This window comes from Paenibacillus vulneris, assembly GCF_039543185.1.
Taxonomy (GTDB): domain Bacteria; phylum Bacillota; class Bacilli; order Paenibacillales; family NBRC-103111; genus Paenibacillus_S; species Paenibacillus_S vulneris.
This window is the reverse complement of the sequence record NZ_BAABJG010000014.1, coordinates 39,048-54,685: the sequence shown is the minus strand read 5'-3', so window position 1 is coordinate 54,685 and position 15,638 is coordinate 39,048. Positions and strand designations below refer to the sequence as shown.

The window sequence follows — 15,638 nt, the reverse complement described above, 5'->3', positions numbered from 1 at the left end:
TCGTTGGCCTTGGCAGCAAGGCCCCTCAAAGCAGGAGCAGATCCTTGGAGGAAGACGGGCATGAATACATGGAGGTATGGGAATGATCAGGTGGATCCAGAATGTATCCAAAAAGTGGGTGGTTGCCGCGATCGCGGTAATTGCTATCATCGCGGTTGTAGGCGCTACCTTCACAAACTGGGGGAGTCCGAAGACAGGACAGTCAGGTGCCCCGACATCGCAGAGAGGCGGCGGTGGCAATGCGAGACAATTCCCTGTAGAAACGATTGTCGTCAAGAAATCCGATGTAGGCGGCGGACAAGTTTTCACGGGCTCGATTACCCCACAGTACACAACCAATGTTTCTTCTCGTGTAGCCGGGCGTGTAACCGATATTATGGTCAAGCCGGGTGACCGGGTCAAGACAGGGGATCCGTTGGCCCAGATCGATACGACGCAGCTTCAGCAGCAGATCGCTCAGTCGGAGAGCGCACTGGCTGTCAGCGCAGCGCAGCTTCAGAGAACGACCAACGATCAAGCGAACAGCGTGGCAACCGCTGAGAAACAGCTGGCTGTTCAAAAAGCAAACCTCGAGAAGGCGATAGTCGACCAGCAGAATGCCGTAGCTGCAGCCAAGCAGCAGGTTGCCATTTCGCAGGCAAACTATAACAAGGCATTAAATGACCAGCAGAATGCTATTGCAACCGCCAAGCAGCAGGTAGCCATCTCTCAGCAAAGCTTGAATAATGCAATTACTACATATAATACGAATCTTACTAACGCACAAAATACGTTGAACGCCCAGCAGGACAGCATCCAGACTTCGCAAGTAAACTCCAATAATACTTTGGATTCCCTGCAGTTAAAGCTTCAACAAGCCATCATTAACTATAAGAATGTGAAAGAAGCGTCCGCCTCCAAAACAACGGATGTTGAGAATGCGCTTCAAAAGCTTCAGCAGGCTCAGTTGGATTTGGATCAGGCGCAGCAAACAACCCCAAGCGCTTTAACTTCAGCGACTTCTGCTTTGCTTAAGGCTCAAGGAGACTTGCAAGCGGCTCAAAACTCACAGACGGTTCAAATTGCACAGGAGCAGCTGAATCGGGACACGATCACCTTGGCGAATGCGCAAAACACGCTGTCGGTGATTCTTGAATCCAACCAGCAGTCGCTTCAGAAGGATCAGCTTTCGCTTGCGAACGCCCAATCGACTCAGGAGCTTAGCCTGAACGTTAGCAAAGCGCAGGTTGCCCAGTCGGAGCAGGCTCTGCAATCGGCCAAGTCTACCGATGCCATAGCTGTCAGCTCTGCGCAATATGAGCAGGCCGCATCGAACTTGAGAATATTGAATGAACAGCTGCAGGATGGTGTCTTGGTATCGCCGGTGGACGGAGTTGTAACCGCAATCAATACCCCGGTAGGTCAAAATGCGGGCAACAACGGCAATATCATTTCCATAGCTGCCCTGAATCCGACGCAGGCAACAGTAAACATTCCGGAATCCAGCATAGGCAAAATTAAAAAAGGGATGGAAATGAAGGTCAATGTTCCCACTTTGAACAAGACATTTGATGGCGTTGTAAGCGCGATTCGTCCTACCCTAGACTCCGTTACCAAAGCTTACGGGGTGGATATTAAAATAGACGATCCTAAGGGAGAGCTGCTCCCCGGCATGTTTGCTACTTCCAGCCTGAAGAGTGAGGGGCGGCAATCCATCATGGTGCCGGCAGACGCCGTATTGAGCCAGCCTAACGGGACCGCTGCATTTATCGTGAAGGACGGTAAAGCGAAGAAGGTGACCGTGAAGATCGGAACGATGACCAGCTCCCAGTTTGAAGTTACAAGCGGATTAAGCGAGGGAGACGAGCTCGTAGTGAAGGGTCAGGAGCTGTTGTCTGATAAAGCGAGCGTTCAAGTGGTACAGCCAGGCCAGGAAGGTCAGACGAATGGACAGAAGCCGCAGGGACAGCAGGGCGAACAAGGCCAGCAAGGGCAAAGACCACAAGGCCAGCAGGGACAGCAGGGCCAACCCAATGGTCAAAAACAGCAAGGTCAACAGACCAATCAGCCAGGCCAGCAAAATAGCAAGCCTGCCCAGGGCGACAAACCGGCGCAAGGAGACAAGCCGGCCGAGGGCGATAAACCTGCGCAAACAGACAAAAAGCAGGAGAAGCAAGAGGAGAAAAAGCAGGGAGACAAGCCTCAAGGCGAAAAAGCGAAGGAGCGGGGGGAGACTTCGAAAGAGCAGGCTCCGACGAATCGTCCCGCTAATTCGAATGGCGGTACAGCCGGTCCAACGGGAGCAGGTGGCGGTCAGTGAATTTAGCGAATTTTTCAGTCAATCGTCCCGTCACGATACTGATGATTATGATTGCTTTAACGATATTGGGATCGATCGCGGCGCCGTTATTGCCCGTAGATTTGTATCCTAATATGGAGATTCCGACGGCCACGGTATCCGTGAGCTGGCCGGGAGCTTCGCCGGGACAAGTGGAGAATCAGGTTACCAAGCGTGTTGAAGCCTCCATGGCCACGATAGCCAACGTTTCATCGGTTACCTCGAACTCACGAACCGGAAGCAGTAATGTCACGGTGCAGTTCAACTTCGGGACGGATATTAGCGAAGCGACCTTGGCGATGCGGGACCGCTTGGACCGGGTCAGGAGGCAGCTGCCGGCCGATGCGGACGCTCCTGTAGTATCCAAGGCGGATCCGAACAGCCAGCCGATATTGAGCTTATCGCTGTACGGCAAGGATGTCGACTTAATCACGCTGCGCGATTTGGCCGATAACGTTGTCAGCCCCGCCGTACAGCGTGTGGAAGGCGTTGCTTCGGTTGGCGTCAGCGGAGGACGGGTGCGGCAAATTCAATTGCTGGTTGACCAGAACAAGCTGACTCAGTACGGCATTACGTTCAACCAGGTTACCCAAGCTTTAAGCAATGACAACCAGTCTATGGATGCCGGGCTCGTCTATAAAGGGGATCAGCTCGTACCGTTAAGAATCAGCGGGGAATTCAAATCGACAGCTGAAATCGAGAAGGTACGTGTGCAGCTGTCGAGAGGCCAGTCCCTGGAGCTGGGCGAGCTAGGCAAGATTATTGATACGTACCAGGATATTACTTATGATTCCCGCCGCAACGGGGAACAGAGCGTCGGATTGTCGGTGTTGAAGCAATCGGACGGCAACACGGTGAAGGTAGCCGATAATATCCGGGCCGCTATGGGGGATATTCAGAGCAAGCTTCCCGACGGCGTGAAGCTCGCCGTTCTTAATGATTCATCCAAATTTATTAAGAGCTCCATCAATACGGTTATTGAGCATACGCTCTTGGGAGCTGTATTCTCCATCATTATTCTGATGCTGTTCCTGAACAGTATCCGCGCTACATTGATTATCGGCGTTGTCATTCCGATATCGGTTATCAGTACGTTCAGCATGATGTATTTCTCGCATCAGACGATCAATACGATAACCCTGGGCGGCCTGGCGCTAGGCTTGGGCTCCCTTGTGGATTTTGCCGTCGTCGTTCTCGAGAGCATCTACAGGAAGAAAGAGGAGGGGCTTCCTCCTGCAGAAGCGGCCAAAAAGGGAACCGCCGAAGTGGGAACCGCCGTACTGGCGTCGGCATTGGCACAGATTGCCGTATTTGCGCCAACCGTGTTCATTGACGGGATGATTAAAAATTTCTTCGTTCCGATGGCGTTAACCGTCAGCTTTTCCCATATTGCCGCATTGTTCGCGGCAATTACCCTGGTGCCGATGCTGGCAGCCAAAATTTTGACCAAGCATCATGACGAATCTCTGCCGGAAGGGCGTTCCTATAACCCGGCTGTCTGGTTCGGCCGCGGCATGAACCGGTTCACCAAAGGCTATATCGGCTTGCTGCGCTGGTCGCTCGGACATCGGTGGGTTATCATCCTCATCACTGTCGGAATGCTGGGAGGCAGCGTATACCTGGCTAAATTCGTCGGTACCGAGATGATGCCGAGATCGGATGAAGGCCAGCTGAACATTAATATCAGCTTGGCTCAAGGAACCAAGTTCGAGATCACGAACGCTCTGACCAGCAAAATCGAGGAGCAGATCAAGAGCATTGATGATATCGAAACGATCTTTACCACAGTCGGCAGCGCCGGCGGCGGAGCTTTCCAAAGCTCGGCAACCAACTCGGCGAATATCAGCGTCACCTTGAAGCCGATAGACGAACGGAAGCTGAAGACAGAGCAGATCGTTGAGCAGATCCGCAATATGACTCAAGGGAATCCCGGCGCACAGATTTCGGTTAACAGCCGTTCCTCTGTCCGGTTGCCTGGTCTTGGCGGAGGCGGCGGAGCAGACATTACAGTGAACCTGAACGGGCCGGATATGACCGTGCTAAGCAAGCTTGGCGATATGGTTGCAGAAGAAATGCGCAATATCCCAACCCTGCGCAGTGTCCAAAATACGATGGAGCGCAGCATACCGGCATATGATATGACCATTGACCGCGATGCGGCTGCCTATTACGGCATTTCCGTTCGTGAGGTCATGACAGCCATCAGAACGGCTTATCAAGGCTCAGTGGCTACCAACTTCAAAACAGGGGACGCCCAAATTTCCGTCCTTGTGAAATATCCGACGGAATTTACGAACAACCTGGAAAACCTGAATCAAGTGGTCCTGAACACCTCATCGGGAGCGCAAATTCCGGTTAGCGCCATTGCAAAAGTCACTCCGGGATCAAGCCCTGCGCAAATTCGCCATATTAACCAGCAGCGGTTAACTACGGTTCAAGCCTCCGTATCCGGCGCGGCTATCGGCGATGTGGAGAAGGTGGTCCAAGAACGGTTGGACACAATCCAGCCTCCTGACGGGTACTCGATCAGCTTGACGTCCAAGAGCCAATCGAACGACACGTTTAAGAGCTTGTATTTAATGCTGGGGCTGTCGGTCGTACTGGTGTACATGGTCATGGCGAGCCAATTTGAATCGTTATATGGTCCTTTCATTATTATGTTTTCTTTGCCGCCGACGTTTATCGGTGCGATTCTAGGTTTGTACCTGACCAACCGAACCATTAACATGAACTCGGTCATGGGGATGATTATGCTGATGGGGATCGTGGTGAACAATGCCATTGTTCTTGTCGACTATACGAATCAGCTGAGAAAAAGAGGCTACACCCTGTTCGATGCCCTGATAGAAGCGGGGCGAATTCGGTTAAGACCTATTTTGATGACGACGGGCACAACGGTTCTCGCCATGCTGCCTCTTGTCATCGGTTTCGGGGAAGGTGCGGAAGCTCAAGCCTCCATGGCAACCGTAGTGGCCTTCGGCTTGACATTATCCACGATGGTTACCTTGCTTCTTGTTCCTGTAGTTTATACATTGATGGACGGCATGATGGATTCGATACGTAGTAAATTCAAACGTAAAACCCCTCCAGCTCTGCCAGCCGATAATACGAACATTTCGTAGCAGCAGGGTACATACAAGATTGCCTATAATGGAGGAGAGTGTGAAAAATGGTTCGAAAATTTCGGAAAACAAAATGGAATCATCAACTTGCCTATATCTTCGTTATCTCCTTGCTGCTTCAAGCACTGTTTGGCGCTGGTTTGGTACGGGCAGAGGAATCCTCCGATACAGGGGGATCGACCTCAGCCGGAGCCACAGCGCCCGCAGCTTCACAGGACGTTAATCCGGGCCTGAAGCTGGTACAAATTACAGCCGGCCTAGGCCATACGGTGGCTCTCAAAAGCGACGGTACGGTATGGACTTGGGGAGATAGCCTTCACGGTAAGCTAGGAACGGGTCCGAACGTATTTCGCTATGCTCCGAATCAGGTGAAAGAGCTGTTCGAGATTAAGGCGATTGCGGCCGGGATGAATCATACCCTCGCATTGCGCAAGGATGGAACGGTGTGGGCGTGGGGTCAAAATAATAAAGGACAGCTCGGCGACGGAACGTTGGAGGACCGTCCTGTGCCGTTTGAAATTCCGGATCTGCGGGATGTCGTAGCGATTGCCGCAGGCAATAATTCTTCCATAGTGCTCAAAAAGGATGGAACCATAGTCACTTGGGGCGACAATGAGAAGGGACAGCTTGGGGATTCGACCAATGAGAACAAGCTCAAACCGAATCAATTGGATTATCCTACGAATGTCATTGCGGTTGCGGCAGGCGGTAACCATATGCTTGCTCTGCTTACAGACAAAACGGTCGTCGCATGGGGGGACAACACCTATGGGCAAGCAGGGGACTCTGTCACGGAAAGCAAGACGAACCGGCCTACCAGGGTCAATTACACATATGATACCAAGGCGATTGCCGCCGGAAGCAACTTCTCCATGATATTGAAGGAAGACGGCAAAGTGTGGACATGGGGTTACAATGTCTCCGGTCAGCTGGGCAACGGCAATACGACGGACAGAAAGTTTGCCGCTGAAGTCACTGGAGTTACCGATGCGGTTGGCATTGCAGCGGGGAATTCTCATGCAGTGGTTCTTCACAAGGACGGAAAGGTCAGCACCTGGGGGCTGAATAACTACGGTCAGCTGGGTACGGGGGATTACAAGGACAGCGTTATTCAGCAATATGTCGATAATTTAAAGGATGTTGTGTTGATAGGCTCCGGGCACTTCCATTCTCTTGCCGTAAAATCGGATGGAACGGTGTGGGCATGGGGGAACAGCGCCTTGGGTCAGCTGGGAGACGGAGCCGCCGCAAACCGGATTTTACCTACGCTGGTGCCCAGATTTTCTTTACTGGTGAAGCCGCCGGATCCTTCAATGGAAGGACATTACAGCTACGTCAATAACCAGAACCCCAGAGCATTGGCTGCCGGGGACGCATTTACAATGGTATGGAAAAACAACAAGCTGTGGTCATGGGGCGAAAACTTATACGGTCAGTTGGGGCAAGGACAGAACGTCGGCACGAATAAGCCTGCGGAGGTTTCCGGACTTACTCAACTGACGGCTTTAGCCGCAGGCTCCGGCCATGCCGCTGCGCTGAATAGTGACGGAACCGTATGGGGCTGGGGATTGAATCTAAGCAGCCAGTTAGCCGATACGGCTTCCCTTGGAAGAAATCTTCCTTCGGCAATGGTCGGGTGGAAGGATATTACCGACATAGCGGCAGGCAATGCGTTTACGATTGCTCTGCGCAAGGACGGGACCGTATGGGCTGTCGGAGACAATACCTTCGGCCAGCAGGGCGATAACACCAGCACGACCCATTCGGAGCCGGTACAAATTCCAGGGCTGATGCGTATCAAGGCTATTGCCGCCGGCTTCAACCATGCACTGGCACTGGCCGATGACGGTACGGTGTGGGCATGGGGGGATAACAGCAACGGCCAGCTGGGGGATAATACGACGCTGTTAAAGCGTACGGTGCAGCAAATCGTCGGCTTGGAAGGCATACAAGCGATTGCGGCAGGAAAGAATCATTCCATTGCCCTCAAATCGGATGGCACGGTATGGACATGGGGCTATAACGGGTTCGGTCAATTGGGCGACAGCACAACGACAAATCGGCTGATCCCGGTTCAGGTTGCCGGAATGACCAAGGTCACTGCGATTGCAGGCGGAGCGTTCCATACGCTGGCCGTGCGATCAGACGGCACGGTGTGGACGTGGGGGCTGAATACCTTCGGCCAGCTCGGCGACGGTACGAAGACGAATCGCACGCGTCCCGTGCAGGCCCAGGGCATCCAGGGGGCGGCATTCGTCGCCGCCGGGAGCTCCCATTCCGCTGCAATGTCAGCGGACGGCACAGTGTGGACATGGGGAGGCAACATGTCCGGACAATTGGGCGACGGCACGTACGTGAACCGTACCGTGCCCGAGGCGGTGACCGGCTTCGTTCGCTCCTTGAGCGATACGGCCGGTCACTGGGCGGAGGCGGCGATTGCCTCCGCTGTGGAAAAAGGCTATGCCGACGGGTACCCCGACGGCAGCTTCCGGCCCAACGGCACGGTAACCCGTGCCGAGTTCGCCAAAATGACCGCAGCCGCCCTGCGGCTTCCCGTAGTGTCGGCTGCGGCCGATGATTCATGGTACAAGCCTTACGCGGATGCGTTAAGGAAGGCAGGATACATCACGCAGGCCGATTTGGCTTGGAACGAGCCGATTCCACGGTCGGAGATTGCGGACATAGCGGTCCGTGCAGCGAGCAAAGAGCTGCAAAAGCCGAATACGGTCATTACACCTACCTTTGCTATGCAGACGGCCGTGCAGAAAGGAATCCTGCAAGGCTTGGATAACGGCCGACTGGCTCCAGACGAATCGACGAACCGGGCACAGGCCGTGACGATAATCGAACGGATCCTGACGTTGAATAGCGGAGGCAAGCTGCCTGTAGATGAAGCTGCGTTGAGCAGCGCGATGAATCAGCAATAAAGGGATCGGTTACAAAAGGAAGCAAGGGCTTGTTGTTGTAAGCCTCTGCTTCTTTTTCTATTTTACCATAATTTGTAAATAGAGAGACTCTCCCGTCAGCCGTCAATATCGGCTTCGAAGCGAAGGTTCTCAGTTTCCGGGGGTGTTATGTCCCTAGTGCCCGGGCTCCTAACTATCCAATGAAATAAAAATTGACAGTACATGAAGTCCGCCATACAATGAGCAGGAATGCGTCATAGTCATTTCATTCCAATACATAAAGGGGAAGATCGGTTTGAAGCAATCGCTTTCTTTTCGTCAAGACGGTACATTCACCATCGTTCAATTTACAGACGTTCATATGAAATCCGGAGGGGAGGCCGACGATCGGACGCTTTCCTTAATGAAAAAGGTGCTGGAGACGGAACGTCCCGATCTTGTCGTCTTCACGGGTGATGTGATCGAAGACAAGCATTGCGACGATCCCTTGCAAAGGTTTCATAGGGCCGTCTCGGTTGTGGATAACGACAAAATCCCTTGGGCCGTCGTATTCGGTAATCATGATTCCGAAGCCAAAATCACAAGAGAAGCATTAATGGAAGCCGTTCAGCCCTATGAATTCGCATTAGCGGAAGCAGGACCGGAGGATATCGGGGGAATCGGCAATTATGCTCTATCCGTCAACGATGCCCGCGGCCATGCGGCAGCTTCGCTGTATTTTTTTGATTCCGGCAGTGTATCGCCGCTTTCCCATGTAAAGGGGTACGGATGGATTGGACGGGATCAGGTGTCGTGGTATGAAGGAATGTCGAGAGAAAGAACCAGGTCCAATAACGGAGTTCCGCTGCCATCCTTGGCCTTCTTTCATATTCCATTGCCGGAGTATAACGAGGTATGGCAGCAGGAGGTTTGTTACGGCAGTAAGAATGAAAGGGTATGCTGTCCGCGCATTAATACGGGCCTTTTCTCCGCGATGGTTGAAATGGGAGATGTGATGGGCACCTTTGCCGGTCATGACCATCTTAACGATTACTGGGGAACGAAGCAGGGCATCCGGCTATGCTATGGCCGGGCTACAGGGTTTAACACGTATGGGCGTGATGATTTTCAGCGAGGGGCAAGAATCATTCGGATGCACGAGGGCAGGAAAGAGTTTGATACATGGCTTCTGCTTGAAGACGGTACCCGAGTAACGGAGCAGCCGGAGCATCAGCCTGAATACGTGCATTTGTATTAAGAAGCAAGAGCATATCAATAAAAAAGGCGTCCCCCGCAACATCGTAGGGACGCCTTGCTTAGATTGCCTTAACGGGAAAGCGCCGGGTCTGGCTTTCCAAGAAACTTCCAGAATGTTCCCCCGAGAAGATCCTCCACGTCACGGCGAATTTCTTCTTCCTCCAGTCTCCATCCGGATGCGAGCAAATCGCTGTATTTGTCGCAAAGCACTTTAGCAATAATTTCACGGGAGTGATCCCATTTATACAGCAGCTGATCAAGAATACGGCAGTCCGAATGCTGAGGAATTATGCTGCCGCCCAGCAGCTCAAGACGCATACGCGTAATTTCCTCAATCAAGCTTGGATTGTTCAGGAACCACCAGCAGCCGAAGACTAACAGATTGCGATTTTTACGTGCTGTAACGGCCAGCTCGTGCTGATTCTCACGGGAAAGCATGGTCACGAGGAATTTGACATCCTGATATTTACTTACGATACGTTCGACCGCACCGATATCGCTCTTGCCCAGGCTATCTCCCGCATCCTTAAGGGATGGATTGACCTTGCGTTTCACCCCGATCATCATGGCAAACGGAATGCCCGCCTCGCGTGCCACCGGTACGATACATTCATCAATAATCCGTCCACGTACAGAAGGTTCCGGATAAGCAAAGTCGTTAGGCAAAGAAACGGCCATGTACAACGGGTTCATTCTGGCGATCCAATCTTTAAGGAAACGGCGAACTTCCTCCATGGTGCTTCCGGACAAATCCTGTTTGACGTCGTAGCCTTGCTCAACCAGCTTCGACCAGCTTGTATCCCAAAGGTTAAGCAGCGGATCAATCCGTAATGCCGCAAGGAAACGAGGGTCCTGCTCGGCATTCTCCGCCCATTTGCTCCGCTCATAAGCATCAAAAGGATCATTCGTCATCACAACGGTTTTTACTTTGGCCAGCTCCAGGATACGGTTAACATAGTCTGCGGAGCTGACATTGCGGAAATATTCGCGATAAGAGTTTAAATCACGGGATTTAAGATCAAATCCCAGCCGATGAAGAACGGTAACTACACCGCGGCAAGCTTCGCTGTATGGCGAATGCTCGATAAAGAGCGTCTGCCAGATCAGATCTGCTTGCTCCTGCTTGCTCATCTTCCAGAAAGCATCGTAGGACAGGTCGGAACGGAAGCGGAATGTCTCAGCAATCAAATAATGATAAGTAAGAAGCTCGTCCACGCCCCACAATAGCAAATCCCCAAAGGATTCGGCGAATAAGTGGGTATGTATGTCGGTAACTTGGGTGTTTCGAACGGTCTCCTGCACGAAGGAAACAAGCTGTTCATGGGTTTGAATAGTCATAAATGAGAGCCTCCCGCAAAATAAGTTTATGTTAACGTGAACAATGAACTTATTATAACATTTTTTTCGGTATAGGCATATACACAACCCAACACAATTCGTCCCAGCATACCATAAACCATGCATCCCAGCGTGCATAGGATTCAAGAATGGAGCCGAAAACCGGATGGATAAGTCTAGTTCGTTGGTTATGATTCTCGTGCTCTTCATATTATTGCTAATTTTGTTTGTCGTCTTATTGTGATGAAAGCAACCGTGCAAAAATAAAACAGCCTCTTCCCCATTGCAGCAGGGAAAGAAGGCTGTTTTATTATGGATTCGGACCCATTAGAAACCTTTATATTGAGGTTCTTCGTTTTCTAATTGCTGAATGCGGCCGTTGATTTGGTCCACTACGGATTGAGTGGTTTTAGCGGCTTGCTCGAACATCGTCTTTGCTTCTTGATTTTGAGTGCTCAGGGCGAAAGTTTCCAAGCTTGCTTGTGCACTTTTCAAGGATGCCAGGGTCGTTTTTACGTTAGATGCTACTGTCATTTGTTTCACCTCCTCTTCAAGTCCTCTACTAATGTGCGCAGGAAAAAAACATCTAATTACTGTAACAAAATGGGAAAACTTTTGGAAAAAACTAAGGCCGCAAACCTTTTATAACGCTGCGCCTTTTGACAAATAATTGTTTAGTAAAGTAACTCGTTTGAAAAGGAGACTATGGAAATGGAATGGCTACATATCGCTTTAAGGTCGCTGGGCGCAATTGCCATGCTGTTCTTGATCACTCGTTTGCTTGGAAAAAAGCAAATATCGCAGCTCACCTTCTTTGAATATATAACCGGGATCACGTTAGGGGAGCTGGCCGGATTTATTTCAACCGATTTGGAAAATCATTACACACATGGGATCACTGCTTTGCTTGTTTGGTTTCTGGTGCCGCTCACCATAGAGCTCGTTTCCTTGAAAAGCGTTACCCTTCGCAAATGGTTTGAAGGCAATGGAACGGTTATGATCAAGGACGGAAAGGTCATGGGGAAAAACCTGAAGAAAGAGCGCTATACAGCGGATGAGCTGTTGGAGCAGCTTCGGAAAAAGAGTGTATTTAACATCGCGGATGTGGAGTTTGCCGTTTTGGAATCCAGCGGTGAGCTCAACGTGCTTCTTAAGAAGGAGAACCAGCCGCTCACTCCGAAACAGCTAGGCATTAAAGTCGGGCCGGAGAAGGAGCCGCAAACCGTCATTATTGATGGGAACATTATGGACGAGCCGTTGGCTACCGCTGGTTTCAGCCGTGCATGGCTGCAGGCGGAGCTGGAGAAAATAGGGGTTACCAAAGATAATGTATTTCTCGGCCAGGTAGATTCTTACGGTTCGCTCTATGTGGATTTGTATGACGACATGCTTCAGGTACCAGCCAATAGTGAGAAGCTTCTGCTGCTGGCCAACTTGAAAAAATGTGAAGCCGACATCTCGCTGTACGGATTGGCGACCAACAGCAGCGAAGCCAAAATGATGTATGAGCAGTGCGCAAGACTGCTGCGTAAGGAAATTGTCAATCTCATTCCCGTACTGAAACGATAAAGTCTACTTCTTAAAGGTATTCCATCGCAAGGATGAGAAAGGATGTGGAACCATGGCTGTAAAAGCAAAGCAAAAAATGACGTGGACCCAAGAGGAATATCAGGAGCTGGCCAAGAGAAAAGAACCGCCCAGACCCGTGGTGAAAAACTGTCTTAGAGCTTTTTTGGTCGGAGGGATTATTTGCATTATCGGTCAGGCCTTGATGGAGCTTTTCATAAGAGTGTTCGGATTTACCGAGAAGACGGCAGGCAATCCTACGGTTGCCGTCCTGATTTTTATCTCCGTCGTACTGACCTGCTTCGGTGTATACGACAAGATCGCTCAATGGGCGGGAGCGGGCTCGGCCGTTCCGGTTACCGGCTTTGCCAACTCCATGTGTTCCGCAGCATTGGAGCATAAGAGCGAAGGGATTGTGCTTGGCGTAGGTGCCAATATGTTCAAGCTTGCAGGCTCGGTTATTGTATTCGGAACGGTCGCCGCTTTCGTGATCGGGATCATTCATTTACTCTTTGGAATGGGGAGGTAATCGGATGCTGCAGGGTCATCAAAGCTGGATATTCCGCAACAAGCCTGTCATCCAGGCTACGGCCACGGTTGTAGGCCCGGACGAGAGCCAGGGTCCGCTTGTGAATGATTTTGATATTGTTCACGGCGATCTTACCTTGGGGCAGGATAGCTGGGAGAAAGCTGAACGAAAGCTGATGGAGGAAGCAGGCAAGCTTGCCATTGAGAATGCCGGACTTACTAAAGAACAGATCCAGTTTTATGTCGGCGGCGACCTTATGAACCAGATTATAAGCAACACATTCGCCGCCCGGACGATGTCCATTCCTTATCTCGGCATATTCGGCGCTTGTTCCACCTCGATGGAAGGGCTGGCAATGGCTTCATTAATTGTTGACTCCGGCTCCGCCAAGTACGCTATGGCCGGAACCTGCAGCCATAACTGTACATCGGAAAAGCAGTTCCGGTATCCGACCGAATATGGCTCGCAAAAGCCTCCCACAGCACAATATACGGTAACTGGAGCGGGAGCCGCCGTAATTTCCCGGCATGGCAAGGGACCAGTAGTGACAGGCGCAACCATAGGACGGGTTGTGGATATGGGAATTAAGGATCCGTTCAATATGGGGGCCGCTATGGCTCCCGCCGCTGTAGATACGATACAGGCTCATTTTCGGGATTTTGAGCGGGAGCCGGGCTATTACGATCTTATCGTAACAGGCGACCTGGCTTCCGTAGGCTATGAAATTGCATGCGAGCTGCTGGAGAAGCATAAGATTCCGATGAACCAAACTATTTATAAGGATTGCGGTCTCATGGTATTTGATGTGAATAAGCAGGCCGTAATGGCTGGAGGCAGCGGCTGCGGGTGCTCCGCCGTCGTTACGTATGGACATATTATGAAAAAGCTGCGCAAGGGTGAATTGAAGAGAGTGCTGGTTGTAGCGACCGGTGCCTTGTTATCTCCGCTATCGTTCCAACAAGGCGAAAGCATTCCATGTATCGCTCATGCGGTAGCCATAGAAAGCGGGGAGGAATAAACGTGGATACAGTCATGCATTTTGTATGGGCGTTCGTTATTGGAGGTGCAATCTGTGTTGTCGGGCAGCTGCTGATGGATGTAGGCAAGCTGACTCCGGCTCACACCATGAGCTCCTTGGTTGTGGCGGGAGCGGTATTGGATGGGGTTGGGCTGTACGAGCCGTTCATCAAGTTTGCCGGCGCAGGCGCTACAGTGCCAATTACGAGCTTCGGTAATTCCCTAGTTCATGGCGCTATGCAGGAGCTAAAGCTCCACGGCGCGATTGGGATTATTACAGGTATTTTCGAGGTAACTAGCGCAGGGATCTCCGCGGCGATCATCTTTTCCTTCCTGGCAGCCCTTGTCTGCAGACCGAAAGGATAACCAGGTTTAGCCCCCACAAAAAACTTTGATTTTCGTTCAACATGAATATTGGCAAAGCAGGCTCCGGGAAGCTTCCCGGAGTATTTTTTTGGTGCGGAGCTTACATAAGCAGGTATGACGGCAAGCATCAGGAAGAAAATGTACCAAAATGTGTAATTTTACAAACAAATTTAGCATTTTTACATGTATACTGGCTTTTTTGAATCTTGTAAAATAGAATGAGGACCACTATAGGTAAAAACCTACACTTTTTGAATACCTCAAGGAGGATCAGGATCATGGAGCCTATCGTAAAAGAAGACATACAGATTATAAAGCGCATTCAAGCGAATTTGGAATCTTGCATCCTCGGCAAGACGGATGAGATTAAGCTTCTTTTGACAGCGATGCTGGCGGGAGGCCACGTGCTGCTCGAAGATGTACCGGGAACAGGGAAGACTGTATTGATCAAATCGCTGGCTAAATCGATCCGCGGCCAATTTAGGCGAATCCAATGCAATCCTGATTTACTCCCGACGGATATTACGGGGGTTTCTATATATCATCCGAAGGATGAAGTTTTTATTTTTCGTCCGGGTCCCATCATGACTCACATCTTGCTTGCGGATGAAATTAACAGGGCAACCACCAAGACGCAATCGGCTTTACTTGAGGCTATGGAAGAGCGGCACATTACGGTGGACGGGGTAACTCATGAGCTGCCGAATCCGTTTTTGCTGCTGGCAACGCAAAATCCGATTGATTTTGAAGGGACTTATATTTTGCCGGAAGCTCAGCTCGACCGCTTTATGATGAAATTCAGTCTCGGTTATCCGGATGAAGCCACCGAGACCAGAATGATCCAATCCCAGAGTGTCGTTCACCCGGTCGAGCTGCTGCAGCCTGTCGCGGAGGTAGATGAAATCCAGGAAATCCAGCAGCGCGTCAAGCAGGTTCATCTGGATGATGCGGTAGCGGCGTATCTTGTAGCCATTACCCGCCAGACCAGGGAGCACCCGGCTATCTTCCTCGGGGCAAGTCCTCGGGCTACGCTGGCTTTGGTTCAAGCATCCAAGGCATACGCGCTGTTGCAGGAACGGGATTATGTCATTCCCGACGATATCAAGTTCTTGGCGCCGTACGTGCTGGGCCACCGCATTTTGCTTCATGCGGAAGCGAGAATGGACGGAACGACGGTACCGTCCGTGCTGCAATCCGTTTTCCAGCAGGTTAGAGTGCCGATCCGTCTGGAGAAATAAGCA

The 15,638-nt window shown here is 51.2% G+C and carries 11 protein-coding genes; 9 read left to right on the top strand and 2 right to left on the bottom strand.

The window, feature by feature from the left end:
• The first annotated feature begins 82 nt into the window (after positions 1-82).
• From ABEA66_RS12490 to ABEA66_RS12475, 4 genes are all read left to right on the top strand, one after another.
• Complete coding sequence (locus ABEA66_RS12490; protein ID WP_345587779.1) at positions 83-2,299, top strand: efflux RND transporter periplasmic adaptor subunit; 2,217 nt, start codon at positions 83-85, stop codon at positions 2,297-2,299.
• On the top strand, positions 2,296-5,439 hold the full coding sequence (locus ABEA66_RS12485; protein ID WP_345587778.1) for an efflux RND transporter permease subunit: 3,144 nt from the start codon (positions 2,296-2,298) through the stop codon (positions 5,437-5,439). The genes ABEA66_RS12490 and ABEA66_RS12485 overlap by 4 nt, the downstream gene beginning before the upstream one ends.
• Before the next feature lie 47 nt (positions 5,440-5,486).
• Positions 5,487-8,366 carry an RCC1 domain-containing protein gene (locus ABEA66_RS12480; RefSeq protein WP_345587777.1) on the top strand — a complete coding sequence of 960 codons (2,880 nt, stop codon included), beginning with the start codon at positions 5,487-5,489 and terminating at the stop codon, positions 8,364-8,366.
• Positions 8,367-8,640: 274 nt separating this feature from the next.
• A complete protein-coding gene (locus ABEA66_RS12475; protein ID WP_345587776.1) occupies positions 8,641-9,582 on the top strand; it encodes a metallophosphoesterase family protein in 942 nt (313 codons plus the stop codon).
• A 68-nt stretch (positions 9,583-9,650) separates the two neighbouring features.
• On the opposite strand, the gene ABEA66_RS12470 is transcribed toward ABEA66_RS12475, so the two are convergent.
• Together ABEA66_RS12470 and ABEA66_RS12465 are read right to left on the bottom strand one after the other, a co-directional pair.
• The gene (locus ABEA66_RS12470) at positions 9,651-10,919 is read right to left on the bottom strand and encodes a glucuronate isomerase (RefSeq protein WP_345587775.1); all 1,269 of its coding nucleotides are present in this window, start codon (positions 10,917-10,919) and stop codon (positions 9,651-9,653) included.
• A gap of 327 nt (positions 10,920-11,246) precedes the next feature.
• On the bottom strand, positions 11,247-11,453 hold the full coding sequence (locus ABEA66_RS12465) for a DUF1657 domain-containing protein (RefSeq protein ID WP_079910824.1): 207 nt from the start codon (positions 11,451-11,453) through the stop codon (positions 11,247-11,249).
• A 177-nt stretch (positions 11,454-11,630) separates the two neighbouring features.
• Between ABEA66_RS12465 and ABEA66_RS12460 the strand changes: the two genes are divergently transcribed.
• The 5 genes from ABEA66_RS12460 (at position 11,631) to ABEA66_RS12440 (ending at position 15,635) form a co-directional block, all read left to right on the top strand.
• Positions 11,631-12,488, top strand: coding sequence for a DUF421 domain-containing protein (locus tag ABEA66_RS12460; protein WP_377740010.1), 858 nt, complete (start codon positions 11,631-11,633; stop codon positions 12,486-12,488).
• Positions 12,489-12,540: 52 nt separating this feature from the next.
• Positions 12,541-13,014 carry a stage V sporulation protein AC gene (spoVAC, locus tag ABEA66_RS12455; RefSeq protein WP_192704499.1) on the top strand — a complete coding sequence of 158 codons (474 nt, stop codon included), beginning with the start codon at positions 12,541-12,543 and terminating at the stop codon, positions 13,012-13,014.
• A gap of 4 nt (positions 13,015-13,018) precedes the next feature.
• On the top strand, positions 13,019-14,032 hold the full coding sequence (gene spoVAD, locus ABEA66_RS12450; RefSeq protein WP_079910821.1) for a stage V sporulation protein AD: 1,014 nt from the start codon (positions 13,019-13,021) through the stop codon (positions 14,030-14,032).
• A 14-nt stretch (positions 14,033-14,046) separates the two neighbouring features.
• Positions 14,047-14,397 (top strand): stage V sporulation protein AE, encoded by a 351-nt coding sequence (spoVAE, locus tag ABEA66_RS12445; protein ID WP_079911052.1) that lies wholly within the window; start codon positions 14,047-14,049, stop codon positions 14,395-14,397.
• A gap of 278 nt (positions 14,398-14,675) precedes the next feature.
• Positions 14,676-15,635: an AAA family ATPase gene (locus tag ABEA66_RS12440; RefSeq protein ID WP_345587773.1), complete on the top strand. Its 960-nt coding sequence runs from the start codon at positions 14,676-14,678 to the stop codon at positions 15,633-15,635.
• Positions 15,636-15,638: the final 3 nt, after the last annotated feature.